This is a genomic window from Streptomyces sp. NPDC046821, assembly GCF_040645335.1.
Classification (GTDB): domain Bacteria; phylum Actinomycetota; class Actinomycetes; order Streptomycetales; family Streptomycetaceae; genus Streptomyces.
This window is the reverse complement of the sequence record NZ_JBEYYB010000014.1, coordinates 104,476-125,681: the sequence shown is the minus strand read 5'-3', so window position 1 is coordinate 125,681 and position 21,206 is coordinate 104,476. Positions and strand designations below refer to the sequence as shown.

Genomic DNA, 21,206 nt, shown 5'->3' with positions numbered 1-21,206 from the left:
TCCCTGAGGCCCGGCTCCCTGAGGCCCGGCTCCCTGAGACTCGGCTTCCCGGAGGCCCGCTCCTCAAGGCCCGGCTCCCCGGAGGCCTGCTTCGTGGGGGCCGCCTCACCGAAGGCCGGCTTCCCGGAGGCCGATGCCTCAGCGGCGCGCTCCCCGGCGGCCAGCTCGCCGGAGGCCGACGCTCCGGCCACCCCCGCCCCGCCCTCACCGGCACCGCCCGACCCACCCGACCCACCCGACCCGACCGCCCCCGACAGCCGCCGTACCTCCGTCTTCCAGCGGGCGGCGTACGCATCGCCGCCCCGGCGCGCCGTGCGCCACGCGGCGGCCAGATCATCCCCGTACTCGCGCGGCGGTTCCTCGCTCAGGAGGGCGACCACCTCGGCAGCCCGGCGCGTGCCGACCAGCGGGGTCGCGTCCAGGAGTGCGCGGGCGAGGCGCGGGTGCAGGCCGAGACGGGCCAGGCGGGCGCCGCGTTCCGTGGCCCGGCCCGAGTCCGGCTCGACCGCACCGATCGCCGTAAGGACGGACCTGGCCGCCGCCATCGCTCCCTCCGGCGGAGCGTCCAGAAGCGCGAGCCCGCCCGCGCCCGGGTCGCCCCAGCACGCGGCCTGCAAAGCGAACGCCGTCAGGTCGGCCACCTTGATCTCCGGCGCCGGGAACCGCGGCAGACGTACGTCCTCCGCCTCCGTCCAGCACCGGTACACCACCCCGGGCGCCTCACGCCCGGCGCGGCCCGCGCGCTGCCGCCCCGCCGCCTGCGAGGCCCGCACCGTCGTCAGGGCGCTCAGCCCCCGCGCATGGTCCACGCGTGGCTCCCGCGCGAGCCCGGAGTCGACCACGACCCGCACCCCAGGAACCGTCAGCGACGACTCCGCCACCGACGTCGCGAGCACGACCCGCCGCCGCTCACCCGCCGAAAGCACCGCGTCCTGTACGGCGGCCGGCGCCCGCCCGTGCACCTGGAGTACGTCGACGCCCCCCAGGCCACCAAGCTGCCCGGCCACCCGCGCGATCTCGCCGACGCCCGGCAGGAAACACAGCACATCCCCGTCCCGCTCCGCGAGCGCTCGCCGCACCATCGACGCGACATGCGTGAGCAGCGCCGGATCCACCCGCATCCCGTGCGGCGGCCGCACCGGCCGCGCGGGCGGAGCCCACACCGTCTCCACCGGATACGAGACCCCCTCGGCCTCGACCACAGGCACCCCGCCCAGCAGCCGCGCCCACCCCTGCGCGTCCGTAGTCGCCGAAGCCGCCACGAGCCGCAGCTCGGGCCGCAGCGCATCCCGTACGTCGCACAGGAACGCCGCCACCGTGTCCGCGTCCAGATGCCGCTCGTGGACCTCGTCGAGCATCACGACGTCCACGCCCGCCAGCTCCTGGTCACGCTGGAGCCGCTGGAGGAGCACACCCGTCGTGACGACCTCCACGCGCGCGTGGCGGCCCATCACGCGCTCGCCGCGCACCGTGTAACCGACGCTCTCCCCGGCCTTCTCACCGAGCAGCCACGCCATCCGCCGCGCCGCCGCCCGCGCAGCGATCCGCCGCGGCTCGGCGACGACGACACGCCGCGCGGGCCCGTCCCCGACGAGCCCGGCGAGCACCAGCGGCACCAACGTCGTCTTACCGGTGCCCGGCGGCGCCACGAGAACAGCACCGCCCGGCCCCGCGGGCCCGTCGAGGGCATCCCGCAGACCGGGCAGCGCACTGCGTACGGGCAGGTCCAGAGCGTCGTAACGGATCACCCGCCCAGTCTCCCCCGCCACACGAGGGCCGGGGATACTCCCTTACTTGCTGACCACTTACTGAGCCTTCTCGCAGACGAAGATCGCCGTCCCCGGGATCAGGTTCCCGCGCAGCGGCGACCAGCCGCCCCACTCCTGCGTGTTCCACGCGGGCCACTCCGGCTCCACGAGGTCCACCAGACGGAAACCGCCCGCCACGACATCCCGCACCCGGTCACCGATCGTCCGGTGGTGCTCCACATATACGGCGTGCCCGTCGTCGTCCTGCTCCACATAAGGAGTGCGGTCGAAGTAGGACGCCGCCACGGACAGACCCTCGGGCCCCGGCTCGTCCGGGAACGCCCACCGCATCGGATGCGTCACCGAGAACACGAACCGCCCCCCGGGCCGCAGCACCCGGTGCACATCCTTGAGTACGAGCACGGGATCGGCGACGAAGGGCAGCGCCCCGTACGCCGAGCAGGCCAGGTCGAAGGAACCGTCCGCGAACGGCAACGCGCCCGCGTCCGCCTGGACGAGCGGCACCGCGCCGCCGTCGATGCGCAGGGCGTGCTGGAGCTGCCGGTGGGAGAGGTCGAGGGCGACGGGGTGCGCGCCCTGCGCGGCGAGCCAGCGCGAGCACTGCGCCGCGCCCGCGCCGATCTCCAGGACGGCCTTGCCCTTCAGCTCCTCCGGCGGGCCGAGCAGCTCGGCCTCCACCTCGTCGAGACCCTCGGGCCCCCACACGAAGCGGTCGTCCCCGAGGAAGGTGCCGTGCTCGAGCTGGTACTCGTCCGCGTTCCGGTCCCACCAGCCGCGATTGGCGCGGGAACTCTCCGTGACGCCGGCCTCGCGCCGGGTGGCCTCGGGCTCAAGCGGTTCGGGCTCTTGGATGATGGGCTCCCTAGTCGTACTCTTCGGTTCAACCCATCGCACGGGTGAGACGCGCGGACGGCGTGGCCTCGTGCGACAGGATTTGTGCCGGGTATGCGGCGAATGCCCCGGGTGTGCGCGTTCGCGCATTGACCCTGTCCGGCTGCCCCCGTATGCTACAAGTTGCGCCGCGAGCCTGCGCTCCTCAGACCTAGCAGGCTGCGCTCGTATCTGTATGTATGTCCCCTCGGTTGTCGAGGCGCCCCCTTCTGGAGTGGCGCTTCCTGAGCTGTCCGGCCTTCTGCAGTGCGATCACGGGCTCCCGGCGTAGCAGTACCTACGACTTCAATGTCCGCCGGAGCCCTTACCCACATGACGAGCAGCACCGAGACCACCGCCACCACCCCGCAGGTAGCGGTCAACGACATCGGTAACGAGGAAGCCTTCCTCGCCGCGATCGACGAGACGATCAAGTACTTCAACGACGGCGACATCGTCGACGGCGTCATCGTGAAGGTCGACCGGGACGAGGTCCTGCTCGACATCGGTTACAAGACCGAAGGCGTCATCCCGAGCCGTGAGCTCTCCATCAAGCACGACGTCGACCCCAACGAGGTCGTCGCCGTGGGCGATGAGATCGAGGCCCTCGTTCTCCAGAAGGAGGACAAGGAAGGCCGTCTGATCCTGTCCAAGAAGCGCGCTCAGTACGAGCGTGCCTGGGGCACGATCGAGAAGATCAAGGAAGAGGACGGCATCGTCACCGGTACCGTCATCGAGGTCGTCAAGGGTGGTCTCATCCTCGACATCGGCCTCCGTGGCTTCCTGCCGGCCTCCCTCGTCGAGATGCGCCGTGTCCGCGACCTCCAGCCCTACGTGGGCAAGGAGCTCGAGGCCAAGATCATCGAGCTGGACAAGAACCGCAACAACGTGGTCCTGTCCCGCCGTGCCTGGCTCGAGCAGACCCAGTCCGAGGTCCGCCAGACGTTCCTCACGACCCTCCAGAAGGGTCAGGTCCGCTCCGGCGTCGTTTCCTCGATCGTCAACTTCGGTGCCTTCGTGGACCTGGGTGGCGTCGACGGTCTCGTGCACGTCTCCGAGCTGTCCTGGAAGCACATCGACCACCCGTCCGAGGTTGTCGAGGTCGGCCAGGAAGTCACCGTCGAGGTCCTCGACGTCGACATGGACCGCGAGCGTGTCTCCCTGTCGCTGAAGGCGACGCAGGAGGACCCGTGGCAGCAGTTCGCCCGTACGCACCAGATCGGTCAGGTCGTCCCGGGTAAGGTCACCAAGCTCGTTCCGTTCGGTGCGTTCGTCCGAGTGGACGAGGGCATCGAGGGTCTGGTCCACATCTCCGAGCTGGCCGAGCGCCACGTGGAGATCCCGGAGCAGGTCGTCCAGGTCAACGACGAGATCTTCGTCAAGGTCATCGACATCGACCTCGAGCGTCGCCGCATCAGCCTCTCGCTGAAGCAGGCCAACGAGGCCTTCGGTGCCGACCCGGCCACGGTCGAGTTCGACCCGACCCTGTACGGCATGGCCGCGTCCTACGACGACCAGGGCAACTACATCTACCCCGAGGGCTTCGACCCCGAGACCAACGACTGGCTCGAGGGCTACGAGACCCAGCGCGAGGCCTGGGAGACCCAGTACGCCGAGGCGCAGCAGCGCTTCGAGCAGCACCAGGCTCAGGTCATCAAGTCCCGCGAGGCCGACGCGCAGGCCGAGGCCGAGGGTGCGGCCGCGCCCGCCGGTGCCCCGGCGGCGTCCGGTGGCGGTTCGTACTCCTCGGAGTCGGACGACAACTCCGGCGCTCTCGCTTCGGACGAGGCGCTTGCCGCGCTGCGTGAGAAGCTTGCCGGCGGCCAGAGCTGATCCCTTCGGGGTTTAGTTAGTCGTTGAAGTGGGCCCGCACCTTTTGGTGCGGGCCCGCTTTCTTTGTGTTCGGGTGCGGGTTCGGTGGGGGCTTGTCGCGCAGTTCCCCGCGCCCCTTAAGGGGCGCGTTTTTGGTGCGGCGTTGGGAATTTCCTGTCGGCTGGGGCTTGTTCCTCTTACGGACATGAGGAGGAGCGGTCACAGTGCTTGATCCGCAGGGTTTGTACGCATGGGAGCCGAAGGGGCTGGCCGTGGTGGACGCGGCGCTCGCCCAGGAGTCGGCGGGGCTTGTGATGCTCTACCACTTCGACGGGTACATCGACGCGGGTGAGACCGGTGACCAGATCGTCGACCGGATCCTCGACGCGCAGCCCCACCAGGTCGTCGCGCGCTTCGACCACGACCGGCTCGTCGACTACCGGGCCCGCCGGCCGCTGCTCACCTTCCGGCGAGACGTCTGGACCGACTACGAGGTGCCCGCCCTCGAGGTGCGGTACGTGCAGGACGCCACCGGCGCGCCCTTCCTGCTGCTCTCCGGCCCTGAGCCGGACGTCGAGTGGGAGCGGTTCTCGGCCGCCGTCCAGCAGATCGTGGAACGGCTCGGGGTGCGCCTCGCCGTCAACTTCCACGGCATCCCCATGGGCGTCCCGCACACCCGTCCCGTCGGACTCACCCCGCACGGCAACCGGTCCGAGCTCGTCCCCGGACACCGCAGCCCCTTCGAGGAGGCGCAGGTTCCGGGCAGCGCCGAGTCGCTGATCGAGTACCGGCTCGCGGAGGCCGGGCACGACGTCCTCGGCGTCGCCGCCCACGTTCCGCACTACATCGCCCGCTCGCCGTACCCCGATGCCGCGCTGACCGTCCTCGAAGCCATCACGGCGGCGACCGGTCTCGTGCTGCCCTCGGTGGCGCACGGTCTGCGGACGGAGGCGTACCGGACGCAGACCGAGATCGACCGGCAGGTCCAGGAGGGCGACGAGGAGCTGGTGTCGCTCGTCCAGGGCCTTGAGCACCAGTACGACGCCGCCGCCGGCGCCGACAGCCGGGGCAACATGCTGGCCGAGCCCGCCGACATACCGTCCGCCGACGAGATCGGCCTCGAATTCGAGAAGTTCCTGGCGGAGCGCGAGGGCGACGCGTAAGGGACCGGTCAGGGGCCTCGGCCCCTGTCGTCACGCGCCGGGCCCTCGCCTAAGCTGCCCGCATGTTGAAGGTGGGCCTGACCGGCGGAATCGGCGCCGGCAAGAGCGAGGTGTCCCGGCTGTTCGTGGAGCACGGGGCCGTACTGATCGACGCGGACCGGATCGCGCGGGAGGTCGTCGAGCCCGGAACGCCCGGGCTCGCGGCGGTCGTCGAGGCGTTCGGGCCCGGCGTGCTCGCCCCCGACGGCTCCCTCGACCGGCCCGCGCTCGGGGCGATCGTGTTCGCCGACGCCGACCGGCTCGCCGTACTCAACTCGATCGTGCACCCGCTGGTCGGGGCACGCTCCGCCGAGCTCGAAGCCGCCGCCACGCACGAGTCCGTCGTCGTGCACGACGTGCCGCTGCTCGCCGAGAACGCCCTGGCGCCGTTGTACGACCTCGTGGTCGTCGTCGACGCGAGCCCCGAGACCCAGCTCGACCGCCTCGTGCGGCTGCGCGGGATGCGCGAGGAGGACGCGCGCGCCCGCATGGCCGCCCAGGCCACCCGCGAGAAGCGCCTGGAGATCGCCGACATCGTGATCGACAACGACGTACCGCTCGACGAGCTGCACCGCCGGGTCGACACCGTCTGGGCGGAGCTGGCGAGGCGGGCGGCACAGGCGTAGGAGGGTGTGGGCGCGCACCGGCGGTGACCTGCGGATATGCACGGGATCGCGGCGGATGCACGTACGAGGGGGCCTGGCGGGGGAGGAATAGGGTTGACGGTCCACGCCGTTGACGTGGACACCGTAGGAGGGAGACCGCTGTGCCCAACTCCGATCCGGAGACGCACGTCATCGACTTCCGTGCTGCCGAGCACCTGCTCGCCGCGCGCGACCCGCGAGGCGCGGTGAAACTGCTCGACACGGTCATCGCGGCCCATCCCGAGAACACGGCGGCCCGCCTCCTGCGCGCCCGCGCCTTCTTCGCCGCAGCCCAACTGCGCGCGGCCGAGCTGGAGTTCACCATCGTCCTGGAGCGCGAGCCGGACAACGCGTTCGCGCACTTCGCGCTGGCCCGCACCTACCAGAGGGCCGCGCGGCCCGAGCTGGCCAGGCGCCACTTCCGGCTCGCCGCCGCGCTCGATCCGCAGCCCGAGTACGTCGCGGCGGCGGGCTTCGGCGACGCACCGTAGCGGCCGCTACCGCCGGCCCTCCGGCGGGTTGTACGGCGGCACGTCGCGGCCCGGCTGATAGTGCGGGCCCTGGCGGATGTGGCGGGTGATGACGAAGAGGTCCACGGTCGCGACCACCCACAGCACTCCGCAGGCGAACGCCCACCACGGCCGGTCCATGAGGATGAACGCCACGGTCCCGAAGATCGCCCAGGCAATACCCCAGATGGTGAACCACATGCGGGCACGCAGGGCACTGCGCGCGGTCATCGGTTCACTGCCGGTACGCGTAGCCACTGTCACCACCTCCGCCCGTGAAAGGGGCACCACTTCCAGGGTGCCTCTTCGCGGGCGGAGGTGTCGGGTGCCGGCGGGATCGACGCGGTCGTGTGTGGCATGGGCATGATTGGTGTCATGGCTGGTTCTCGCTGGAGTGAGCGGGAACGGCCGCCGGGGGCTTGCTCGTTCAAGGGGCATGAGCCTTGAGATGCGTGAGGGGTACGGAGGGACGGGACCCGGCGCCATCACGCCGGACGGCTGCGCGGTGGAGTTCTGGGCGCGGCTGCCGGTGGGGGACGAGCCGGACATCATCGCGGCGGCGGTGCCCGCGGGCGCGAGCGTGCTGGAGCTGGGGTGTGGCGCGGGGCGGATGACGCATCCGCTCATCGAGCGCGGTTTCACGGTCACGGCCGTGGACGAGTCGGCCGAGATGCTGGAGCGGGTGCACGGGGCGCGCACCATCCGCTCCGCGATCGAGTCGCTGGACGCGGGCGGCACGTTCGATGTGGTGCTGCTCGCGTCGTTCCTCGTGCACGCGGGGGACGTGACAGTGCGCCGGGGGCTGCTGGACACGTGCCGGCGCCATGTCGCGGACGGTGGCTACGTGTTGATCCAACGGGAGGCCCACGACTACCACACGAATTTGCCGCGCGAGCGGGTCGACCCGAGTGGGTTCACGCTACGGATCGTGTCCGCCGAGCCTGTGGGCGAGGGGGTGAACTCGGTCCTCGTGGAGTGCGTGTTCCCTGATGCGACCTGGACGCAGACGTTTCTGGCCAGACCACTCTCCCAGGAGCAGTTCGAAGAGGCGCTCGCCGAAGCCGGGTTGAAGGTCGACCGGTATCTGACGGACGACCAGGTGTGGGTGCGGGCCGTCGCGGCGTGAGATGGCCTGTGGACCGATGAGTTGTGCGGGGCGGGGCTGTCTATCTCAGTGACAGCCGAACGGGACCGAGCGGCCAGGCCGGTACCGGGAGGCACCCACTCATACTGAGGAGCACCCCGTGTCCGAGACCACCGTTTCTGCTTCTGGTTCGGCTTCCACCGGTGCCTCGGTCGCGGGCCGGGCCCGCGCCGGCCGGATCGCGCTCCGCACGCTCACCGTGCTGCTCGCCCTGTTCTACGGGGTCGCGAGCGCCCTGCCCAAGCTGATCGCGCACCCGTCGGCGGTCGAGACGTTCGGCAAGATGGGCTGGGGGAGCGGGGCGATGTACGTCATCGGCGCGCTCGAACTGGCAGGCGCCATCGGCCTGTTGGTGCCGGTGCTGTCCGGGACCGCCCCGGTGGCGCTGATCGGCCTGATGGTCGGCGCGTTCGTCGTCCAGATGACGTACTTCGACGGGCAGAACGCGGCGACACCGCTCGTCCTGATCGTGCCGCTGGCCGTGCTGGCGTGGAGGCGGCGCGACCGGAACGCGGAGCTGGTCAGGCTGGTGACGCGCAGGGCGTGATGACGGGTACGGCGTGCGGCTGAGCGGCGTGGAGAGCTGACCCCAGTAGGAGCAGCGGGGTCAGCCCTCGCCGTCTAGTCCTCCTCGCCGGCTAGTCCTCCTCCGGAGGTTTCGCCGTCGGGTCCGTGCCGAACGCGGCGCGCAGGCGGTCCATGTCCCTGCGGTCCCGCTTCGTGGGCCGGCCCGCGCCGCGATCACGGATGGCGATGGGCGCGACGGCCTCGCGGGGCGGGGGCGGCGGGCTGTTGTCCACGTAGCACTCGACGGCAACGGGGGCTCCCACGCGCTTGCGGATCAGGCGCTTCACGATCACGACGCGCTCATGTCCGCCGGCCTGCCGCACCCGCACCTCGTCGCCGACGCGCACGGCGTGGGCGGCCTTCACCCGCACACCGTTGACCTTGACGTGACCGCCCCGGCACGCCGTCGCGCCCGCCGAGCGCGTCTTGGCCAGCCGCACGGACCAGATCCAGCTGTCGATCCGCACGCTCTCGCCTCCGGCGGGACCGGCGGCCCGCGCCGCCTCCACCGTTTCCGAAGCCGTGCCGGAAGCAGTTTCCGAAGCCGTGCCCGAAGGAGTGTCCGAAGCCTTATCCGAAGCCATATACCCGACCTTAGTCCGGAGCCGCGTCTTAGCGGCGGGTGCGGCGGCGTCGGGTTCGTTCGCCGGGGGTTTCGATGGACTGGAGCTCAAGGGCGGCCGGGGCCGGGGCGATGCCGGGGCCGCCGGCCTCCGCCCAGCGCAGGATCTCGTCGGTCGCGTCGTCGCCCATCGACCAGCCCACCCACATCGCGCGCCCGCCCCGCCGCCGGCCCTTGTCCGACGGCAGCAACGCCATGACGTTCGCCTGATCGCACGGGCCCAGGCAGTCCGTCACCCGCACCGCGAGCCGCCCGCCGGACGACGCGGCCGCGGCCTGCAACCGCTCCAACTGCCAGGCGTGGTCATAGCCGGGGTACTTCGCCGGGTTGCCGCAGCAGCAGCCCCGGCACACCACCAGCGTGCAGGGCCGCCGGGTGCGGGCGGCGCCGATCGCTGTCCAGCGAGGCGCGGAAGGCGTTGTCCGGTCGGGCACGGGACTCCTCGTGCAGGTAGCGGATAAAAGATATAGGGGCGATTCTCGGTCATGTACGCGTCGGAATGGCCGACGCATCCGCACGAAAGGGCTGACCCGGCGCGCGCCCCAGCTCGTACACCGTCCGGTCCCGCCACCCCTTCCCGTCCGTCTCGATCAGCAGCACCGAACCGATGTGCGCCGTCACGGGGAGCCTCGGCCGCAGCTCCCGTTCGAGTGCGTCGTAGGCTGCCTCGTACGTCTCCGGGCCCTCGTCGTTGGCCAGAGTGAGGTGTGGATCGAGGCCCTCCGGTCCGAAGATCCCCCGGTACGGGACGGCCTCGGGCCAGCGTTCCCGGATCGACGCGGTGAGGGCGCGGAACGGGTCGGCGTCTGCGGGCGGAAGGTAGAGGACGCCCGGCCAGCGCCGGAACTCCGTGAAGGCCACGTCGAAGGCGTCGTGCGCGGCGAACAGCGCCGTCAGTTCTGCGTCGACCTCCGGCGTGATGCGCGCAGCAGAGAGGAAGGGGTACAGCACCGTGATGTGGGCCGGCTCCGACGCCCGTAGAAAGGGCTCGGCCTCGGGGATCCGGATGCTCAGGGCCGTGTCGCCGGGAACGTCCGGCCAGCCGTTCTCGCTGGTCACAGTGCGCCATCCTGCCACGGGGGTACGCAAGTGACCTGAGCGGGGCGGCGCACCGGACACGTCGACGCGCCGCCCCCCAGACCTCGTTACGGCTTCGGCAACTGGCACCCCGCCGCACTCAGGTCGATCTTGCTGCCCGCCCCCACGCACGGCACGATCCCGTACGTCTCCTGGGCGTAGTTGATGCCCTTGCGGACGGTGACGGTGCCGTTCGGGTCGACCTCGCACGGGTTGTTCACCGTGCACGTGGCGCCGTCCTCATTGCCCGTGTTGTTGACGGCGACGACCTTGCCGGACGCCGCGTCGAGCACCGGTGAACCGGACGTGCCGCCGATCGTGTTGCAGGCGGAGGTGTAACGGACCGAGTCCTTCCAGGTCCAGTCGCCCTCCTTGAGGCGGTACGCGAAGCCGTCGATGTTGCAGCTGTAGGTCCGCTTCCAGTAGCCGGAGACGACACTGATGGCCGTGCCGGCGTTCGGATGCGAGGCCGACAGTTCGAGCGCCTTGATGCCGTACGAGCTCTCTATCTGCTGGTACGTGCTGGTGAGTTGGTACAGCGAGACGTCCGTGTCGGTCATCGTGCCGTACGCGATCTTGCTCGCGCGCAGCGTGGCGACCTTGGTGCCCGCGGAGTTGAGCAGGCTGAACGTGCGGGACGACGGCTGGTCGACGACGACCTGGCCGGGGCCGGGGAAACCGCTCTCGAGGCAGTGGCCGTTGGACATGACGAGGGCGGGGTCCGTGGGCTGGGAGTTCGGCACACGGACGACCGAACCGGAACAGTTGCTGAGCGCCACCGTGCCGGCGAAGGTGACCGCCTTGATGTGCGGCTGGGCACCGACTGCCGTGGCGGGCGCGGCCGTTGCTCCTACGAGCAGCAGGCCGAACACCGCGCCGACGAGAGGCTTCTTCATGTGGGGGTCCTCTCCCGTGCTTGCTGAGACCGATGGGTGCTTGCTGAAACCGACGGAGTGCCAGTTTTGACATGTGCATTGTGGGGGTGTCGGCGTCAGCGGACAACAGTGCGTTCTGAGCGAACGCGGAGCGGTCCAGGGGGAGTCCGGAGGGGGCCGAGAAAAAACTGCGGAGTTTTTTCGGCGCCGAGCGATGAGTTCCGAGAAGGCCCCCGGTCAACCCACCGAGGAAGACCGATCCGAGGAGGACCCATGGGGCTGCCGAACATCGTCACGCGTGAGGAGTGGCTCGGCGCGCGCCAAGAACTGCTCGCCAGGGAGGAAGCGGCGGTCCGCGCCCGCGACGAGCTCAACGCCCGCCGCCGCGAACTGCCCATGGTCGAGGTCCAGAAGCTCTACGTCTTCGAAGGGCCGGACGGAAAGACGGAACTCCTCGACCTCTTCGAGGGCCGCCCCCAACTGATCGTCTACCACTTCATGTTCGGCCCCGACCAGAACGCGGGCTGCCCCGACTGCTCGGCCTTCGTCGACCAGATCGGCCACCTCGCCCATCTGCGCGCCAGGGGCACGGAGTTCGCCGCAGTGTCGCGCGCGCCGTTCACCAAGCTCCTGCCGTTCAAGGCGCGGATGGGCTGGACGGTGCCCTGGTACTCCTCATGTGCGAGCGATTTCAGCCAGGACTTCGGCTTCGCATCGGACACCGGGCCCGGCGACGACCAGCCCGGGATCAGCTGCTTCCTGCGCGACGGTGACCGCGTCTACCACACGTACTCCGCGACGGGCCGGGGTCTCGACGGCATCGGCACCACAACGAGCCTGCTCGACCTGACCGTGCTCGGCCGGCAGGAGGAGTGGGAGGAACCGCGCGGACGCGCGGCGGCCCTCGGAGCCCCGGCGGGCAGCGCCCGGGTGCGCTATCACGACGAGTACGTGGACTGAGGGCGCAGGTGAATTACGTGGCGAGGCCGCCGGGACCAAATGACGTGGCGACGCCGCCGGGACCAGAGGTCAGGCGGCGTCGGGAGCGGTTGCGCCCACCGAGCGGGACCACGCGGGCGTCGTGCCCGTGACCCGGCAGAGCGCCAGGTAGAGGGGTATCGGCGGGGTGTACGGAACCGTGCCGTCGGGCCGGTGGATGAGTCCCGGCGTGCGTCGGGCGTCCGGCACCAGGGCGCCGACGGTGTAGCGGGCGGGGGCGGGCCACTCCAGGGCCACGTCCGAGTCCGAGGGGACGATCCACCACCAGCGGTCGTCGTCCGCGTACACGCACCCCATGCGCGGCAGTCGCGCGACCATGGCGCGGCCGCAGGCCTCGGGGACCGCCACGGCGTCGCAGCCGAGCGGGGCCGTCATGCCGTCGGGGACGGCGAGCTTGACCGGAGGCGTGGCCACCGGCGTGGCCAGCGTCTTCTGGCGCTGCCGGGAGTACCGGACCAGCGCGTCGAGATCCATGGTCCGCGTCGTCACCACACCCATCCAGCTCCCGCCCCTGTACCCGTGCCGGGGCTGCCCGCAGGGCCGAAGCCGGTGCCGAACCCCGTGTCGAACTCTGATCCGAACTGCTGGGTGTCGAAGCCGGTGCTCGGGCAGCTGCCCGAGCCGGTGTCGGCTCCGAAGGCGTGAGTTCCGCCGCCGCCGAGCGGTCCCGGCACCGCGCCGAGCGGGCGGCCCTGGGCGTCCGGGCAGCCGGCGCTCTCGACGCCGGTGGTGAGGTCGCGGGCGAGGTCGGCCCAGACGAGGAGGCCGGGGCCGGTCTCCTGGGCGCCCCATGCCGTGCTCATCGCGGCCACGAGCATCAGGCCGCGGCCGTGCTCCTCCTCCGGGGCGGCTCGGCGGCCGGGCTGCGGCGCGCCGGGGACCCAGCCCTCGTCGCGCACGGCTATCCGGACCCGGTCGTGACCGTCGTGGAGCTCGCACACTATTCGGCGGCTCGCGGTATGGACGATCGCGTTGGTGACCAGTTCGGAAACGACCAGGGCGGCCGCGTCGCAGGTGTCGTCGCACACGGCCCAGTCGCGAAGGTGGGCGCGTGTGAGCTTCCGGGCCTGGGCGGCAGAACCCGGGTGGGGAGCCAGTTCGAAGCTGCTGCGGCGCACGGACGCGGCGCCGGAGCGCGCGTCGGAGTCGTTACCGAGCGTTGCTTCGCCGACTTCTGTTCCTAATGGCGCGGACGGAGTCACGCTTGCCACTATCGCCCCGTCGCGAACACTTGGCAAGAGCCACTCTGAAAAGTGCAGAGTGCAGTGTGCTGTGGCGCCCGGCCATGGCACACTGCTGACGGCGGTGTGTCACAAGGCGCCCGCCGAGGCGAAACTGCCGAAGTTCGCGGGTGAGCCGCCCGCGGCGACAGGGTGTCCGGCCTGCCCGGCCTCCCCGTGTCCCGCGGACACGCACGCGGGACACACGCGCAGGACACGCACGCAGGACACACAGCACCACAGGGAAGACTGGGAGGTAGGGGGCGTGAGCGAACCGCGGTCCGCGCCGACGGTTGGCCAGGTCGTCCTCGGCCGGCGCCTCCAGGACCTGCGCGAGCGGGCCGGACTCAAGCGCGAGGAGGCCGCGAAGGTCCTGCGCGTCGCCCCCGCCACGGTCCGCCGCATGGAGATGGCCGAAGTCGGCCTGAAGATCCCGTACCTCCAGCTCCTCCTGAAGTCCTACGGCGTCACCGAGGAGGAGGCCGACTCGTTCGTCGCGCTCGCCGAGGACGCCAACAAGCCCGGCTGGTGGCAGCGTTACCACGACATCCTGCCCGGCTGGTTCTCGATGTACGTGAGCCTGGAGGGCGCCGCGAGCGTCATCAGGTCGTACGAACCCCACTTCGTCCCCGGTCTGCTGCAGACCGAGGACTACGCGCGCGGAGTGCTGCGCTCCGGAGCCGTCGGCCGCACGCTGGTCGAGGACCCCGACGTTATAGAGCGGCACATCGCACTCCGTATGCGGCGCCAGGAGCTGATCACCCGCGAGGACGCCCCGCGTCTGTGGATGATCATGGACGAGACCGCGCTGCGCCGTCCCGTCGGCGGACCCGACGTGATGCGTGCCCAGGTCGACCGGCTCCTCGAGGCCACGGAGCTGGCCAACGTGACGCTGCAGATCGCCGAGTTCGCCTCCGGTCCGCACCCCGGCACGTACGGCCCCTTCGTGCTGTTCCGATTTGCCATGCCCGAACTGCCGGACATGGTCTACAGCGAGTACCTGACCGGTGCGGTCTACCTCGACGCGCGCCCCGAGGTGGCCACCCACCTGGAGGTCATGGACCGCATGGCGGCACATGCCGCGACCGCGAACCGCACTAAGGACATCCTCCGGGATTTCCGGAAGGAGCTGTGAATGGACCGGATCAAGGCCCGCATACGAGGTGTCGACGGAGAGCCCGTCTACAACGGGATGCCCGCCCGTGAACTCGGCACCGAAGGCTGGCACAAGCCGTGGAGCGGCGGGAACGGAGGCAACTGCGTGGAGGCGATGAAACTGGCCGACGGCCGCGTCGCGATGCGCCAGTCCGCCGACCCGGACGGCCCCGCCCTGATCTACACCCCGGGCGAGATCAACGCCTTCATCGAGGGCGCGAAGGCAGGGGTGGCGGACTTCCTCCTCTCCTGACGCCTTCACCTCACGGGGGCCTGTTTCTACGGGGGACAGGTACGGGGGGACAGGCACCGGGTGACAGGTGCTGGGTGACAGGTACTTGAGTCAGGCCGTCATCGGGCGGTCGTACGGGCCTATCGGCGCGGGAAGCCGTGTCGAACCCGTGAGCCAGCGGTCCACCGCGGCGGCCGCGGCCCGGCCCTCGGCGATCGCCCACACGATCAGCGACTGCCCGCGGCCCGCGTCACCGGCCGCGAACACACCCGGCTCCGATGTCCCGAACCGGGCGTCCCGCACCAGAGCGCCACGCCCGTCCACCTTCAGACCGAGTTCGCCGACCGGACTGCCGTCGCCCCGCTCGGGTCCCGAGAAACCGAGGGCGAGCAGCACCAGATCGGCCGGCAGCACCCGGGACGTACCGTCTTTCGGCCGCCGGCCCGCATCGACCTCCACGAGATGCAGTTCCTTCACCCGGCCCTCGTCGTCCCCCGTGAACCGGAGCGTGGACGCCGCGAACAGCCGCGCATCGGCGTGCGCCACCGGAGCCGTCCGCAGCTCTCCTGCCTCTTCGTGCGCGGCGGTCAAGCGGTAGATCTTCGGATACGTCGGCCAGGGCTCCGTCAGTTCGTCGCGCTCGGCGCCCGGCTGCGCGTAGATGTCCAACTGCGTGACGGACGCGGCCCCTTGGCGCACCGCCGTACCCAGGCAGTCGGCGCCGGTGTCCCCGCCCCCGACGATCACGACGTGCTTGCCGGCGGCCGACAGGGGAGAGACGTCGAGGTCGCCCTGGCAGGCCCGGTTCGCCAGCGGCAGGTACTCCATCGCCTGCCGTATGCCGGTCAACTCCCGCCCGGGTACGTTTAGTTCACGCCAGGCGGTGGCGCCCACCGCGAGGATCACGGCGTCGTAGCGGGACCGCAGTTCCGCCGTGGCCATGTCCCGGCCCACGTCCACCGAGGTGCGGAAGCGGACCCCCTCGGCCTCCAACTGCGCCAGCCTGCGGTCCAGATGGTGCTTCTCCATCTTGAAGCTGGGGATGCCGTACCGCATGAGCCCGCCCGGCAGGTCGTCGCGCTCGAACACCGCGACCGTGTGCCCGGCGCGCGTGAGCTGCTGCGCCGCCGCGAGCCCCGCCGGACCCGAGCCGACCACCGCGATCGTGCGGCCGGACAGCCGGTCCGGGGGCTTGGGCGGCGCGAGACCGTCCTGCCAGGCCCGGTCGGCGATCGCCACCTCGACGTTCTTGATGGTCACCGCGGGCTGGTTGATCGCCAGGACGCAGCCCGCCTCGCACGGCGCAGGGCAGAGGCGTCCGGTGAACTCGGGGAAGTTGTTCGTGGCGTGCAGCCGGTCGCTCGCCGCCCGCCAGTCGCTGCGCGAGACCAGGTCGTTCCAGTCCGGGATCAAATTCCCGAGCGGACACGCCTCGTGGCAGAACGGGACGCCGCAGTCCATGCAGCGGTCGGCCTGTGACTCGATGATCGGGAGGAGCGCCCCGGGCTCGTACACCTCGTCCCAGTCACGGACCCGGTCCTCGACAGGGCGGCGTGGCCACTCTCTGCGGGAGTGGGTGAGAAAGCCCTTGGGGTCGGCCATCGCCGTCTCCCTCTGCCCCGTGCGCGTGCGGTGCCCTTCTCGCCACGATACGTCTGTATTACCTGGTCCGCAGGGGCGCGGGGGGCTTCGGCGTGCTTCGGCGTGCTTCGGCGTGGGAGTGTGGTGGGCCGGTATCGGGGGTCGGCTCCGCTCAGGTCAGCGCGAGGATGAACGCCGCCGCCGCGGCCAGCGACGCACCGCCCCTGATGTGGTTCCACACCAGCCACTCGGACACGTAACGACGCCACACCTCGGCGCTCTCCGGGGCGGCCGGGTCGATCTTCGCGAGCGCCTCGTTGCGCGGGACGTTCGCGACGACCGTCACGCCGAACGAACCGACCAGCTGGAGCGCGCTGCCGACCAGCAGCTCAACGGTGCCCTGCTCGGGCCAGAGCACGAACGTCACGACCGCGAGCACCGCGCACAGCACCGCCGAGCCCATGAACACCAGCATGAACGCGGGCGTGACGGCGGCGATGTTGATCGCCTGCATCGCCGAGATGCCCCGCTCCGGCGGCAGCGCCGCGAGCCCCTTCATCACGAACGCCGAGAACGCGACGAAGACGCCGGCCGTCACGGCGCAGGCGAGCGCACCCAGGACGGTGAGGACGAAGTACGGTCCGTCGATCATCACAATGCCCCCCGTATGCGAGCCGTTCGGCGTCGCGCGTCAGGCCGAAGATCCTGCCGCACAGGACAGGCTGCCGCCACCGGGTAACGCCCACCAACCACTTCCGTCACGCGTCCTGCTTCACGCTTCTGGCGAGCGCCACGTCCGCAGCACGGCCTCCACCGGCCCCTCGATCCTCCGCCGCGCCTCGGCCCGCCGCACCCCGCTCATCAGCAGCGCGTCGTACGGCGTCTCCGTGTGCCGCACCCCGGCCCGGACCGCCGCCGTCACCGCGGCCTCCGACAGCGCGCGGCCCGCCGCGCTGCGCCCCACCCGGCCGCTGCCCCGCAGCGACGCGTGCGCCGCGACGGCCGCCGCCTGGTCCGGCGGGCAGCCGGGGAAGAGGCGCAGGATCTCCCGCGCGAACGCGGCCGTGAAGCGTTCGTCCCGCGCCGCCCTGCGCGCCGCGTCCCGTGCCCGGCGCCGGGCACGGGCGTCCGCGTCCGCCAGGCACCGCTCCTCGGCGCGGGCCAGCGCCGCCTCCTCGACGAGGATGCCCTGACGCTCGTAACGGCCTCGCCTGCGGTGGAAGCGGACGACCACCGCGGACAGTGAACTGCCTTCCCTGGCGCGGCGGGTGAGTGCCCAGTCGCCGCGCGGGAGGTAGACGAGATGCCCGAGGTCGGCGCAGTCCAGACAGTGCGGTGCGGCGTCTTCCATCGTCAGGAGGGAGAGGGGGCCGGTGTGGCACTCCGCGCAGAAACGGCGTTTCAGGGGCTGAATGACGACGGGGCCGGCGAGTCGGGCGTGGGGTGTTGGGGGCTGGGTCCGGGGCGGAGGGACGCGTTCGGGTTCGGCCGGGGCGGTCATACGCGGTTCATTCCCCTCGTGCGGGCGGGAACGCGTCGCGGGACCCAGGGCCGGGCGGCGACCCTGGCGGGAGGCATCATGAGGTGCGTGCGACTTGAAGCGATCACCTGGGAACGGCTCGGCGACGCCCTGGCCGAGCGGCTGCTCGAACTGGAGCCCGGAGACGGCAGCCCGTGGCCCCGGATCGCTTTCGACGGGCCTCCTGCCGCCCGCCCCGGCGACCTCGCAGAGCTGGTCGGGGAGGCGCTGCGCGTACGCGGACGGCCGTCGCTCGCCGTCGGCACCGGCGGCTTCCTGCGGCCCGCCTCGCTCCGCTTCGAGTACGGACACGAGGACGTGGAGTCGTACTACAGCGGCTGGTTCGACACGGCGGCGCTGTGGCGCGAGGTGTTCACGCCGCTCGAACCGGGCGGCACGGGACGGGTCCTGCCCGACCTGTGGGACCCGGTCGCCGACCGGGCGACGCGCAGCCCTTACGTCGAACTGCCGCCCGGCGGCGCCCTGTTGCTGCACGGGCCGCTGCTCCTGGGGCACTGGTTCCCGTTCGACCTGACCGTGCACGTGCGGCTGTCGCCGGGCGCGCTGGCGCGGCGTACCCCCGAGGGCGAACGGTGGACGCTTCCCGCCTTCGAGCGCTACGAGGCCGAGACGGATCCGGCCACCGTGGCCGACGTGGTGGTGCGGGCGGACGACCCGCGGCATCCGGCGTGGGGCGGCCTCCCGGACTGACAGGGCGGGCGCTGTCGCGCGCGGGTGCGAGCCTTGGGCGGCGCGGCGAGAATGGGTGGCGCCGGGACCTGCGGCGCCGCCGCGCCGCGCCGGCCGCCAGGCACCGGGAGGTAACCAGATGACCACCGCCGGAGACATCATGCACCGCGGTGCGCAGTGGATCCCCGCCCACGAGACCCTGGACCGCGCGGCCCAGCTCATGCGCCAGCTGAACGTCGGCGCCCTGCCCATCAGCGACGAGAACGAGCGGCTGTGCGGGATCCTCACCGACCGCGACATCGTGATCGGCTGCGTGGCCATGGGCCACGACCCCTCGAAGATCACGGCCGGTGAACTGGCCAAGGGCACGCCCCGCTGGGTCGAGGCGGATGCCGACGTCGGCGAGGTCCTGCAGGAGATGCAGGGCCACCAGATCCGCCGGCTCCCCGTCATCGAGGACAAGCGCCTCGTCGGCATGATCAGCGAGGCCGACCTCGCGGCCCACCTGACCGAGGACCAGCTCGCGGCTTGGGTGGAGAGGGTTTATGCGAAAGGTTGACCAGTGACACCCGGTGGTGCGGGTGGTGAGGTCACAGCCACCCGTTGCGCCGGAACGCGCGGTGCAGGACGAAACAGATCGACGAGACCACGCCGATGAACAGCGGATACCCGTAGTGCCATTGCAGCTCCGGCATGTGCTTGAAATTCATGCCGTACAGGCCGCAGCCCATCGTAGGCACCGCCACGACCGCGGCCCACGCCGTGATCTTGCGCATGTCCTCGTTCTGCGCCACCGACACCTGGGCGAGATGCGCCTGGAGGATCGAGTTCAGCAGTTCGTCGAAGGCCGCTATCTGCTCCCCGGCCCGCAGCAGGTGGTCGTACACGTCCCGGAAGTACGCCTGTATCTCCGGCGCCACCACCTGGAACGGGCGGCTCGCGAGCTCCTCGATCGGCCGGGCGAGCGGCACCACGGCCCGCTTCAGCTCGAGCAGCTCGCGCTTCAGCTGGTAGATGCGGCCCGGGTCGGCGCGCTCCCCGTCCTCGGAGAACACGACCTCCTCGACCTGGTCGATGTCGGCCTGCACCGCGTCGATCACCGTCAGGTAGTCGTCGACCACGTGGTCGGCGATCGCGTGCAGCACGGCGGCCGGCCCCTTGGCGAGCTGCGCCTGGTCGGTCTCCAGGCCCTCCCGTACATGGCCGAGCGAGCCGTGCCTCCCGTGCCGCACGGTGATCACGAATTCCCGGCCGACGAACACCATCAGCTCGCCGGTGTCGACGATCTCGCTGGTCGCCGTCAGCTCCGCGTGGTCCACGTAACAGACCGTCTTGAACACGGCGAACAGAGTCTCCCCGTACCGCTCGATCTTCGGCCGCTGGTGCGCGTGCACCGCGTCCTCGACGGCCAGCGGGTGCAGGTCGAACAGCTCGGCGATGTCCGCGAACTCCAGCTCCGTGGGCTCGTGCAGCCCCAGCCACACGAAGCCGTCGGAGGACTCGCGGACCCGGTGGACCGCCTCCTTCAGATCGCCGCCGGCCTCCTCGCGGACCCCGTTCCGGTACGTCACGCACTTGACGACCGCAGAACCCAGCGGTGAGCGGACGGGGTGGCTCAGGTCGACACGGGGCTTCTGCCGTCCCAGGCGCGCCACTTTCTTGAGGCCTCCGACTTTCGTCAGGCCTCCGACCTTCCGCAGGTTGCCTGCCATCGACATGCGGGGCTCCTCGCGCGGTTCGACTCGGTGCTTCGGTGCTTCGGTGCTTCGGTGTATCGGTGCTTCGTGTTTCGGCGTGCCAGTGTGCCAGGTCATTCTGAGAGGGCTCCTGCCCCTGGGGGAACGGAGCACTCCCCTTCGGAAACGCGCGGAAACTTCTTACCCGGACCAAGCCTGACAACTGGGATGATCCCGGTATGACGCGATCCGAGGGCTATCTCCTGGACAACCAGCAGCGTGAGGCGGGCCGGCGCTTCGACGCCTTCTCGACGCTCTTCGACCCCACGACGTTCCGGCACATCGAACGACTCGGCATCGGCCCCGGCTGGCGCTGCTGGGAGGTCGGCGCGGGCGGCACCTCCGTCGTGAACTGGCTGGCCAAGAAGGTCGGCCCCACCGGCAAGGTGCTCGCGACCGACATCGACATCTCCTGGCAGACGTCCTCCGCCCGCCCGCCCGTCGTGATCCGGCAGCACGACGTGGCCGCCGACGAACCGCCGATCGAGGGCTTCGACCTGGTCCACGCCCGGCTCGTCCTGGTCCATGTCCCCGACAGGGAGCGGGCGTTGCAGTCGATGCTGCGGGCGCTGCGGCCCGGCGGACGCCTGCTCATCGAGGACGCCGACCCCGCGCTCCAGCCGCTGGCCTGCCCCGACGAGCACGGCCCCGCCGAGGAGCTGGCGAACCGGGTCCGCCGAGGTTTCCGCAAGCTGCTCGCCGAGCGCGGCGCCGACCTCTCGTACGGCCGCCGGCTGCCGAGGTTGCTGCGCGAGGCGGGCCTGTGCGAGGTCGAGGCGGACGGGTACTTCCCGCTGACGTCCAGCGCGGGCGGCGCCCTGGAGACCGCCACCATTCAGCAGATCCGCGAGGCCCTGGTCCGTGAGGGGCACGCCACGGACGAGGAGATCGACCGGCACCTGGCCAACGTCGCGACCGGCACGATGGACCTGGCGACGGCACCGCTGATCTCGGCGTGGGGGCGGAAGCGGGGGGTGTAAGAG

The 21,206-nt window shown here is 71.1% G+C and carries 25 protein-coding genes; 12 read left to right on the top strand and 13 right to left on the bottom strand.

Annotated features, from left to right (window positions below; genetic code table 11):
- Positions 1-1,748 (bottom strand): helicase-related protein (locus ABZ893_RS27840; RefSeq protein ID WP_361408664.1); only part of this gene is annotated, 1,748 nt, incomplete at its 3' end.
- Between the two features lie 57 nt (positions 1,749-1,805).
- A complete protein-coding gene (locus ABZ893_RS27835; protein WP_361408661.1) occupies positions 1,806-2,663 on the bottom strand; it encodes a class I SAM-dependent methyltransferase in 858 nt (285 codons plus the stop codon).
- Positions 2,664-2,972: 309 nt separating this feature from the next.
- Here ABZ893_RS27835 and rpsA point away from each other — a divergent pair, with 309 nt between their 5' ends.
- The 4 genes from rpsA to ABZ893_RS27815 all read left to right on the top strand — a co-directional run bounded on the left by rpsA (position 2,973) and on the right by ABZ893_RS27815 (position 6,788).
- Positions 2,973-4,472 carry a 30S ribosomal protein S1 gene (gene rpsA, locus ABZ893_RS27830; protein ID WP_361408658.1) on the top strand — a complete coding sequence of 500 codons (1,500 nt, stop codon included), beginning with the start codon at positions 2,973-2,975 and terminating at the stop codon, positions 4,470-4,472.
- A gap of 203 nt (positions 4,473-4,675) precedes the next feature.
- A complete protein-coding gene (locus tag ABZ893_RS27825) occupies positions 4,676-5,614 on the top strand; it encodes a PAC2 family protein (RefSeq protein ID WP_361408655.1) in 939 nt (312 codons plus the stop codon).
- 62 nt (positions 5,615-5,676) lie between these two features.
- Positions 5,677-6,279, top strand: coding sequence for a dephospho-CoA kinase (gene coaE / locus ABZ893_RS27820; RefSeq protein ID WP_361408652.1), 603 nt, complete (start codon positions 5,677-5,679; stop codon positions 6,277-6,279).
- A 140-nt stretch (positions 6,280-6,419) separates the two neighbouring features.
- Positions 6,420-6,788, top strand: coding sequence for a tetratricopeptide repeat protein (locus ABZ893_RS27815; protein ID WP_361408649.1), 369 nt, complete (start codon positions 6,420-6,422; stop codon positions 6,786-6,788).
- A 6-nt stretch (positions 6,789-6,794) separates the two neighbouring features.
- Here ABZ893_RS27815 and ABZ893_RS27810 read toward each other — a convergent pair whose 3' ends face one another.
- Entirely contained in the window at positions 6,795-7,070 is a 276-nt protein-coding gene (locus ABZ893_RS27810; RefSeq protein WP_361409106.1) for a DUF6343 family protein, read from the bottom strand.
- Positions 7,071-7,242: 172 nt separating this feature from the next.
- On the opposite strand from ABZ893_RS27810, the gene ABZ893_RS27805 reads away from it, so the two are divergent.
- Both ABZ893_RS27805 and ABZ893_RS27800 read left to right on the top strand, forming a co-directional pair.
- Positions 7,243-7,932, top strand: coding sequence for a class I SAM-dependent methyltransferase (locus ABZ893_RS27805; RefSeq protein WP_361408646.1), 690 nt, complete (start codon positions 7,243-7,245; stop codon positions 7,930-7,932).
- Positions 7,933-8,050: 118 nt separating this feature from the next.
- Positions 8,051-8,497 (top strand): DoxX family protein, encoded by a 447-nt coding sequence (locus ABZ893_RS27800; RefSeq protein ID WP_361408643.1) that lies wholly within the window; start codon positions 8,051-8,053, stop codon positions 8,495-8,497.
- A 91-nt stretch (positions 8,498-8,588) separates the two neighbouring features.
- Here the strand turns inward: ABZ893_RS27800 and ABZ893_RS27795 are convergent, their stop codons facing one another.
- The 4 genes from ABZ893_RS27795 to ABZ893_RS27780 form a co-directional block, all read right to left on the bottom strand.
- The gene (locus ABZ893_RS27795; protein ID WP_361408640.1) at positions 8,589-9,101 is read right to left on the bottom strand and encodes an RNA-binding S4 domain-containing protein; all 513 of its coding nucleotides are present in this window, start codon (positions 9,099-9,101) and stop codon (positions 8,589-8,591) included.
- A 28-nt stretch (positions 9,102-9,129) separates the two neighbouring features.
- Positions 9,130-9,573, bottom strand: coding sequence for a (2Fe-2S) ferredoxin domain-containing protein (locus ABZ893_RS27790; RefSeq protein WP_361408637.1), 444 nt, complete (start codon positions 9,571-9,573; stop codon positions 9,130-9,132).
- 49 nt (positions 9,574-9,622) lie between these two features.
- The gene (locus ABZ893_RS27785) at positions 9,623-10,198 is read right to left on the bottom strand and encodes a 2'-5' RNA ligase family protein (protein WP_361408634.1); all 576 of its coding nucleotides are present in this window, start codon (positions 10,196-10,198) and stop codon (positions 9,623-9,625) included.
- A gap of 86 nt (positions 10,199-10,284) precedes the next feature.
- The gene (locus ABZ893_RS27780) at positions 10,285-11,112 is read right to left on the bottom strand and encodes a serine protease (RefSeq protein WP_361408631.1); all 828 of its coding nucleotides are present in this window, start codon (positions 11,110-11,112) and stop codon (positions 10,285-10,287) included.
- A 252-nt stretch (positions 11,113-11,364) separates the two neighbouring features.
- Between ABZ893_RS27780 and ABZ893_RS27775 the strand changes: the two genes are divergently transcribed.
- Entirely contained in the window at positions 11,365-12,051 is a 687-nt protein-coding gene (locus tag ABZ893_RS27775; RefSeq protein WP_361408628.1) for a DUF899 domain-containing protein, read from the top strand.
- Between the two features lie 69 nt (positions 12,052-12,120).
- Here the strand turns inward: ABZ893_RS27775 and ABZ893_RS27770 are convergent, their stop codons facing one another.
- Positions 12,121-12,588, bottom strand: a complete 468-nt coding sequence (locus ABZ893_RS27770; protein ID WP_361408625.1) for a hypothetical protein — start codon at positions 12,586-12,588, stop codon at positions 12,121-12,123.
- Complete coding sequence (locus ABZ893_RS27765; protein ID WP_361408622.1) at positions 12,576-13,301, bottom strand: ATP-binding protein; 726 nt, start codon at positions 13,299-13,301, stop codon at positions 12,576-12,578. The genes ABZ893_RS27770 and ABZ893_RS27765 overlap by 13 nt, the downstream gene beginning before the upstream one ends.
- A 274-nt stretch (positions 13,302-13,575) precedes the next feature.
- Between ABZ893_RS27765 and ABZ893_RS27760 the strand changes: the two genes are divergently transcribed.
- Entirely contained in the window at positions 13,576-14,445 is an 870-nt protein-coding gene (locus tag ABZ893_RS27760; protein WP_361408619.1) for a helix-turn-helix transcriptional regulator, read from the top strand.
- Positions 14,446-14,718, top strand: a complete 273-nt coding sequence (locus ABZ893_RS27755; protein WP_361408617.1) for a DUF397 domain-containing protein — start codon at positions 14,446-14,448, stop codon at positions 14,716-14,718.
- A gap of 90 nt (positions 14,719-14,808) precedes the next feature.
- On the opposite strand, the gene ABZ893_RS27750 is transcribed toward ABZ893_RS27755, so the two are convergent.
- From ABZ893_RS27750 to ABZ893_RS27740, 3 genes are all read right to left on the bottom strand, one after another.
- On the bottom strand, positions 14,809-16,299 hold the full coding sequence (locus ABZ893_RS27750; RefSeq protein ID WP_361408614.1) for a glutamate synthase subunit beta: 1,491 nt from the start codon (positions 16,297-16,299) through the stop codon (positions 14,809-14,811).
- A 151-nt stretch (positions 16,300-16,450) separates the two neighbouring features.
- Complete coding sequence (locus tag ABZ893_RS27745; protein ID WP_361408611.1) at positions 16,451-16,930, bottom strand: anthrone oxygenase family protein; 480 nt, start codon at positions 16,928-16,930, stop codon at positions 16,451-16,453.
- A gap of 120 nt (positions 16,931-17,050) precedes the next feature.
- Positions 17,051-17,779 (bottom strand): DUF2293 domain-containing protein, encoded by a 729-nt coding sequence (locus ABZ893_RS27740; protein WP_361408608.1) that lies wholly within the window; start codon positions 17,777-17,779, stop codon positions 17,051-17,053.
- A gap of 78 nt (positions 17,780-17,857) precedes the next feature.
- Here ABZ893_RS27740 and ABZ893_RS27735 point away from each other — a divergent pair, with 78 nt between their 5' ends.
- On the top strand, positions 17,858-18,508 hold the full coding sequence (locus tag ABZ893_RS27735; RefSeq protein ID WP_361408605.1) for a uridine kinase: 651 nt from the start codon (positions 17,858-17,860) through the stop codon (positions 18,506-18,508).
- A gap of 118 nt (positions 18,509-18,626) precedes the next feature.
- Entirely contained in the window at positions 18,627-19,046 is a 420-nt protein-coding gene (locus ABZ893_RS27730) for a CBS domain-containing protein (RefSeq protein ID WP_361408602.1), read from the top strand.
- Between the two features lie 31 nt (positions 19,047-19,077).
- On the opposite strand, the gene ABZ893_RS27725 is transcribed toward ABZ893_RS27730, so the two are convergent.
- Entirely contained in the window at positions 19,078-20,205 is a 1,128-nt protein-coding gene (locus ABZ893_RS27725; RefSeq protein WP_361408599.1) for a magnesium and cobalt transport protein CorA, read from the bottom strand.
- A 197-nt stretch (positions 20,206-20,402) separates the two neighbouring features.
- Here ABZ893_RS27725 and ABZ893_RS27720 point away from each other — a divergent pair, with 197 nt between their 5' ends.
- Entirely contained in the window at positions 20,403-21,203 is an 801-nt protein-coding gene (locus tag ABZ893_RS27720) for a methyltransferase domain-containing protein (RefSeq protein WP_361408596.1), read from the top strand.
- Positions 21,204-21,206 lie beyond the last annotated feature (3 nt).

Coding starts and splice junctions, on each gene's coding strand:
- rpsA (WP_361408658.1), top strand. CDS start 2,973: ATGACGAGCAGCACCGAGACCACCGCCACCACCCCGCAGGTAGCGGTC.
- coaE (WP_361408652.1), top strand. CDS start 5,677: ATGTTGAAGGTGGGCCTGACCGGCGGAATCGGCGCCGGCAAGAGCGAG.
- ABZ893_RS27805 (WP_361408646.1), top strand. CDS start 7,243: ATGAGCCTTGAGATGCGTGAGGGGTACGGAGGGACGGGACCCGGCGCC.
- ABZ893_RS27795 (WP_361408640.1), bottom strand. CDS start 9,101: ATGGCTTCGGATAAGGCTTCGGACACTCCTTCGGGCACGGCTTCGGAA.
- ABZ893_RS27780 (WP_361408631.1), bottom strand. CDS start 11,112: ATGAAGAAGCCTCTCGTCGGCGCGGTGTTCGGCCTGCTGCTCGTAGGA.
- ABZ893_RS27775 (WP_361408628.1), top strand. CDS start 11,365: ATGGGGCTGCCGAACATCGTCACGCGTGAGGAGTGGCTCGGCGCGCGC.
- ABZ893_RS27770 (WP_361408625.1), bottom strand. CDS start 12,588: ATGGGTGTGGTGACGACGCGGACCATGGATCTCGACGCGCTGGTCCGG.
- ABZ893_RS27755 (WP_361408617.1), top strand. CDS start 14,446: ATGGACCGGATCAAGGCCCGCATACGAGGTGTCGACGGAGAGCCCGTC.
- ABZ893_RS27750 (WP_361408614.1), bottom strand. CDS start 16,299: ATGGCCGACCCCAAGGGCTTTCTCACCCACTCCCGCAGAGAGTGGCCA.
- ABZ893_RS27745 (WP_361408611.1), bottom strand. CDS start 16,930: ATGATCGACGGACCGTACTTCGTCCTCACCGTCCTGGGTGCGCTCGCC.
- ABZ893_RS27740 (WP_361408608.1), bottom strand. CDS start 17,779: ATGACCGCCCCGGCCGAACCCGAACGCGTCCCTCCGCCCCGGACCCAG.
- ABZ893_RS27735 (WP_361408605.1), top strand. CDS start 17,858: ATGAGGTGCGTGCGACTTGAAGCGATCACCTGGGAACGGCTCGGCGAC.
- ABZ893_RS27730 (WP_361408602.1), top strand. CDS start 18,627: ATGACCACCGCCGGAGACATCATGCACCGCGGTGCGCAGTGGATCCCC.
- ABZ893_RS27725 (WP_361408599.1), bottom strand. CDS start 20,205: ATGTCGATGGCAGGCAACCTGCGGAAGGTCGGAGGCCTGACGAAAGTC.
- ABZ893_RS27720 (WP_361408596.1), top strand. CDS start 20,403: ATGACGCGATCCGAGGGCTATCTCCTGGACAACCAGCAGCGTGAGGCG.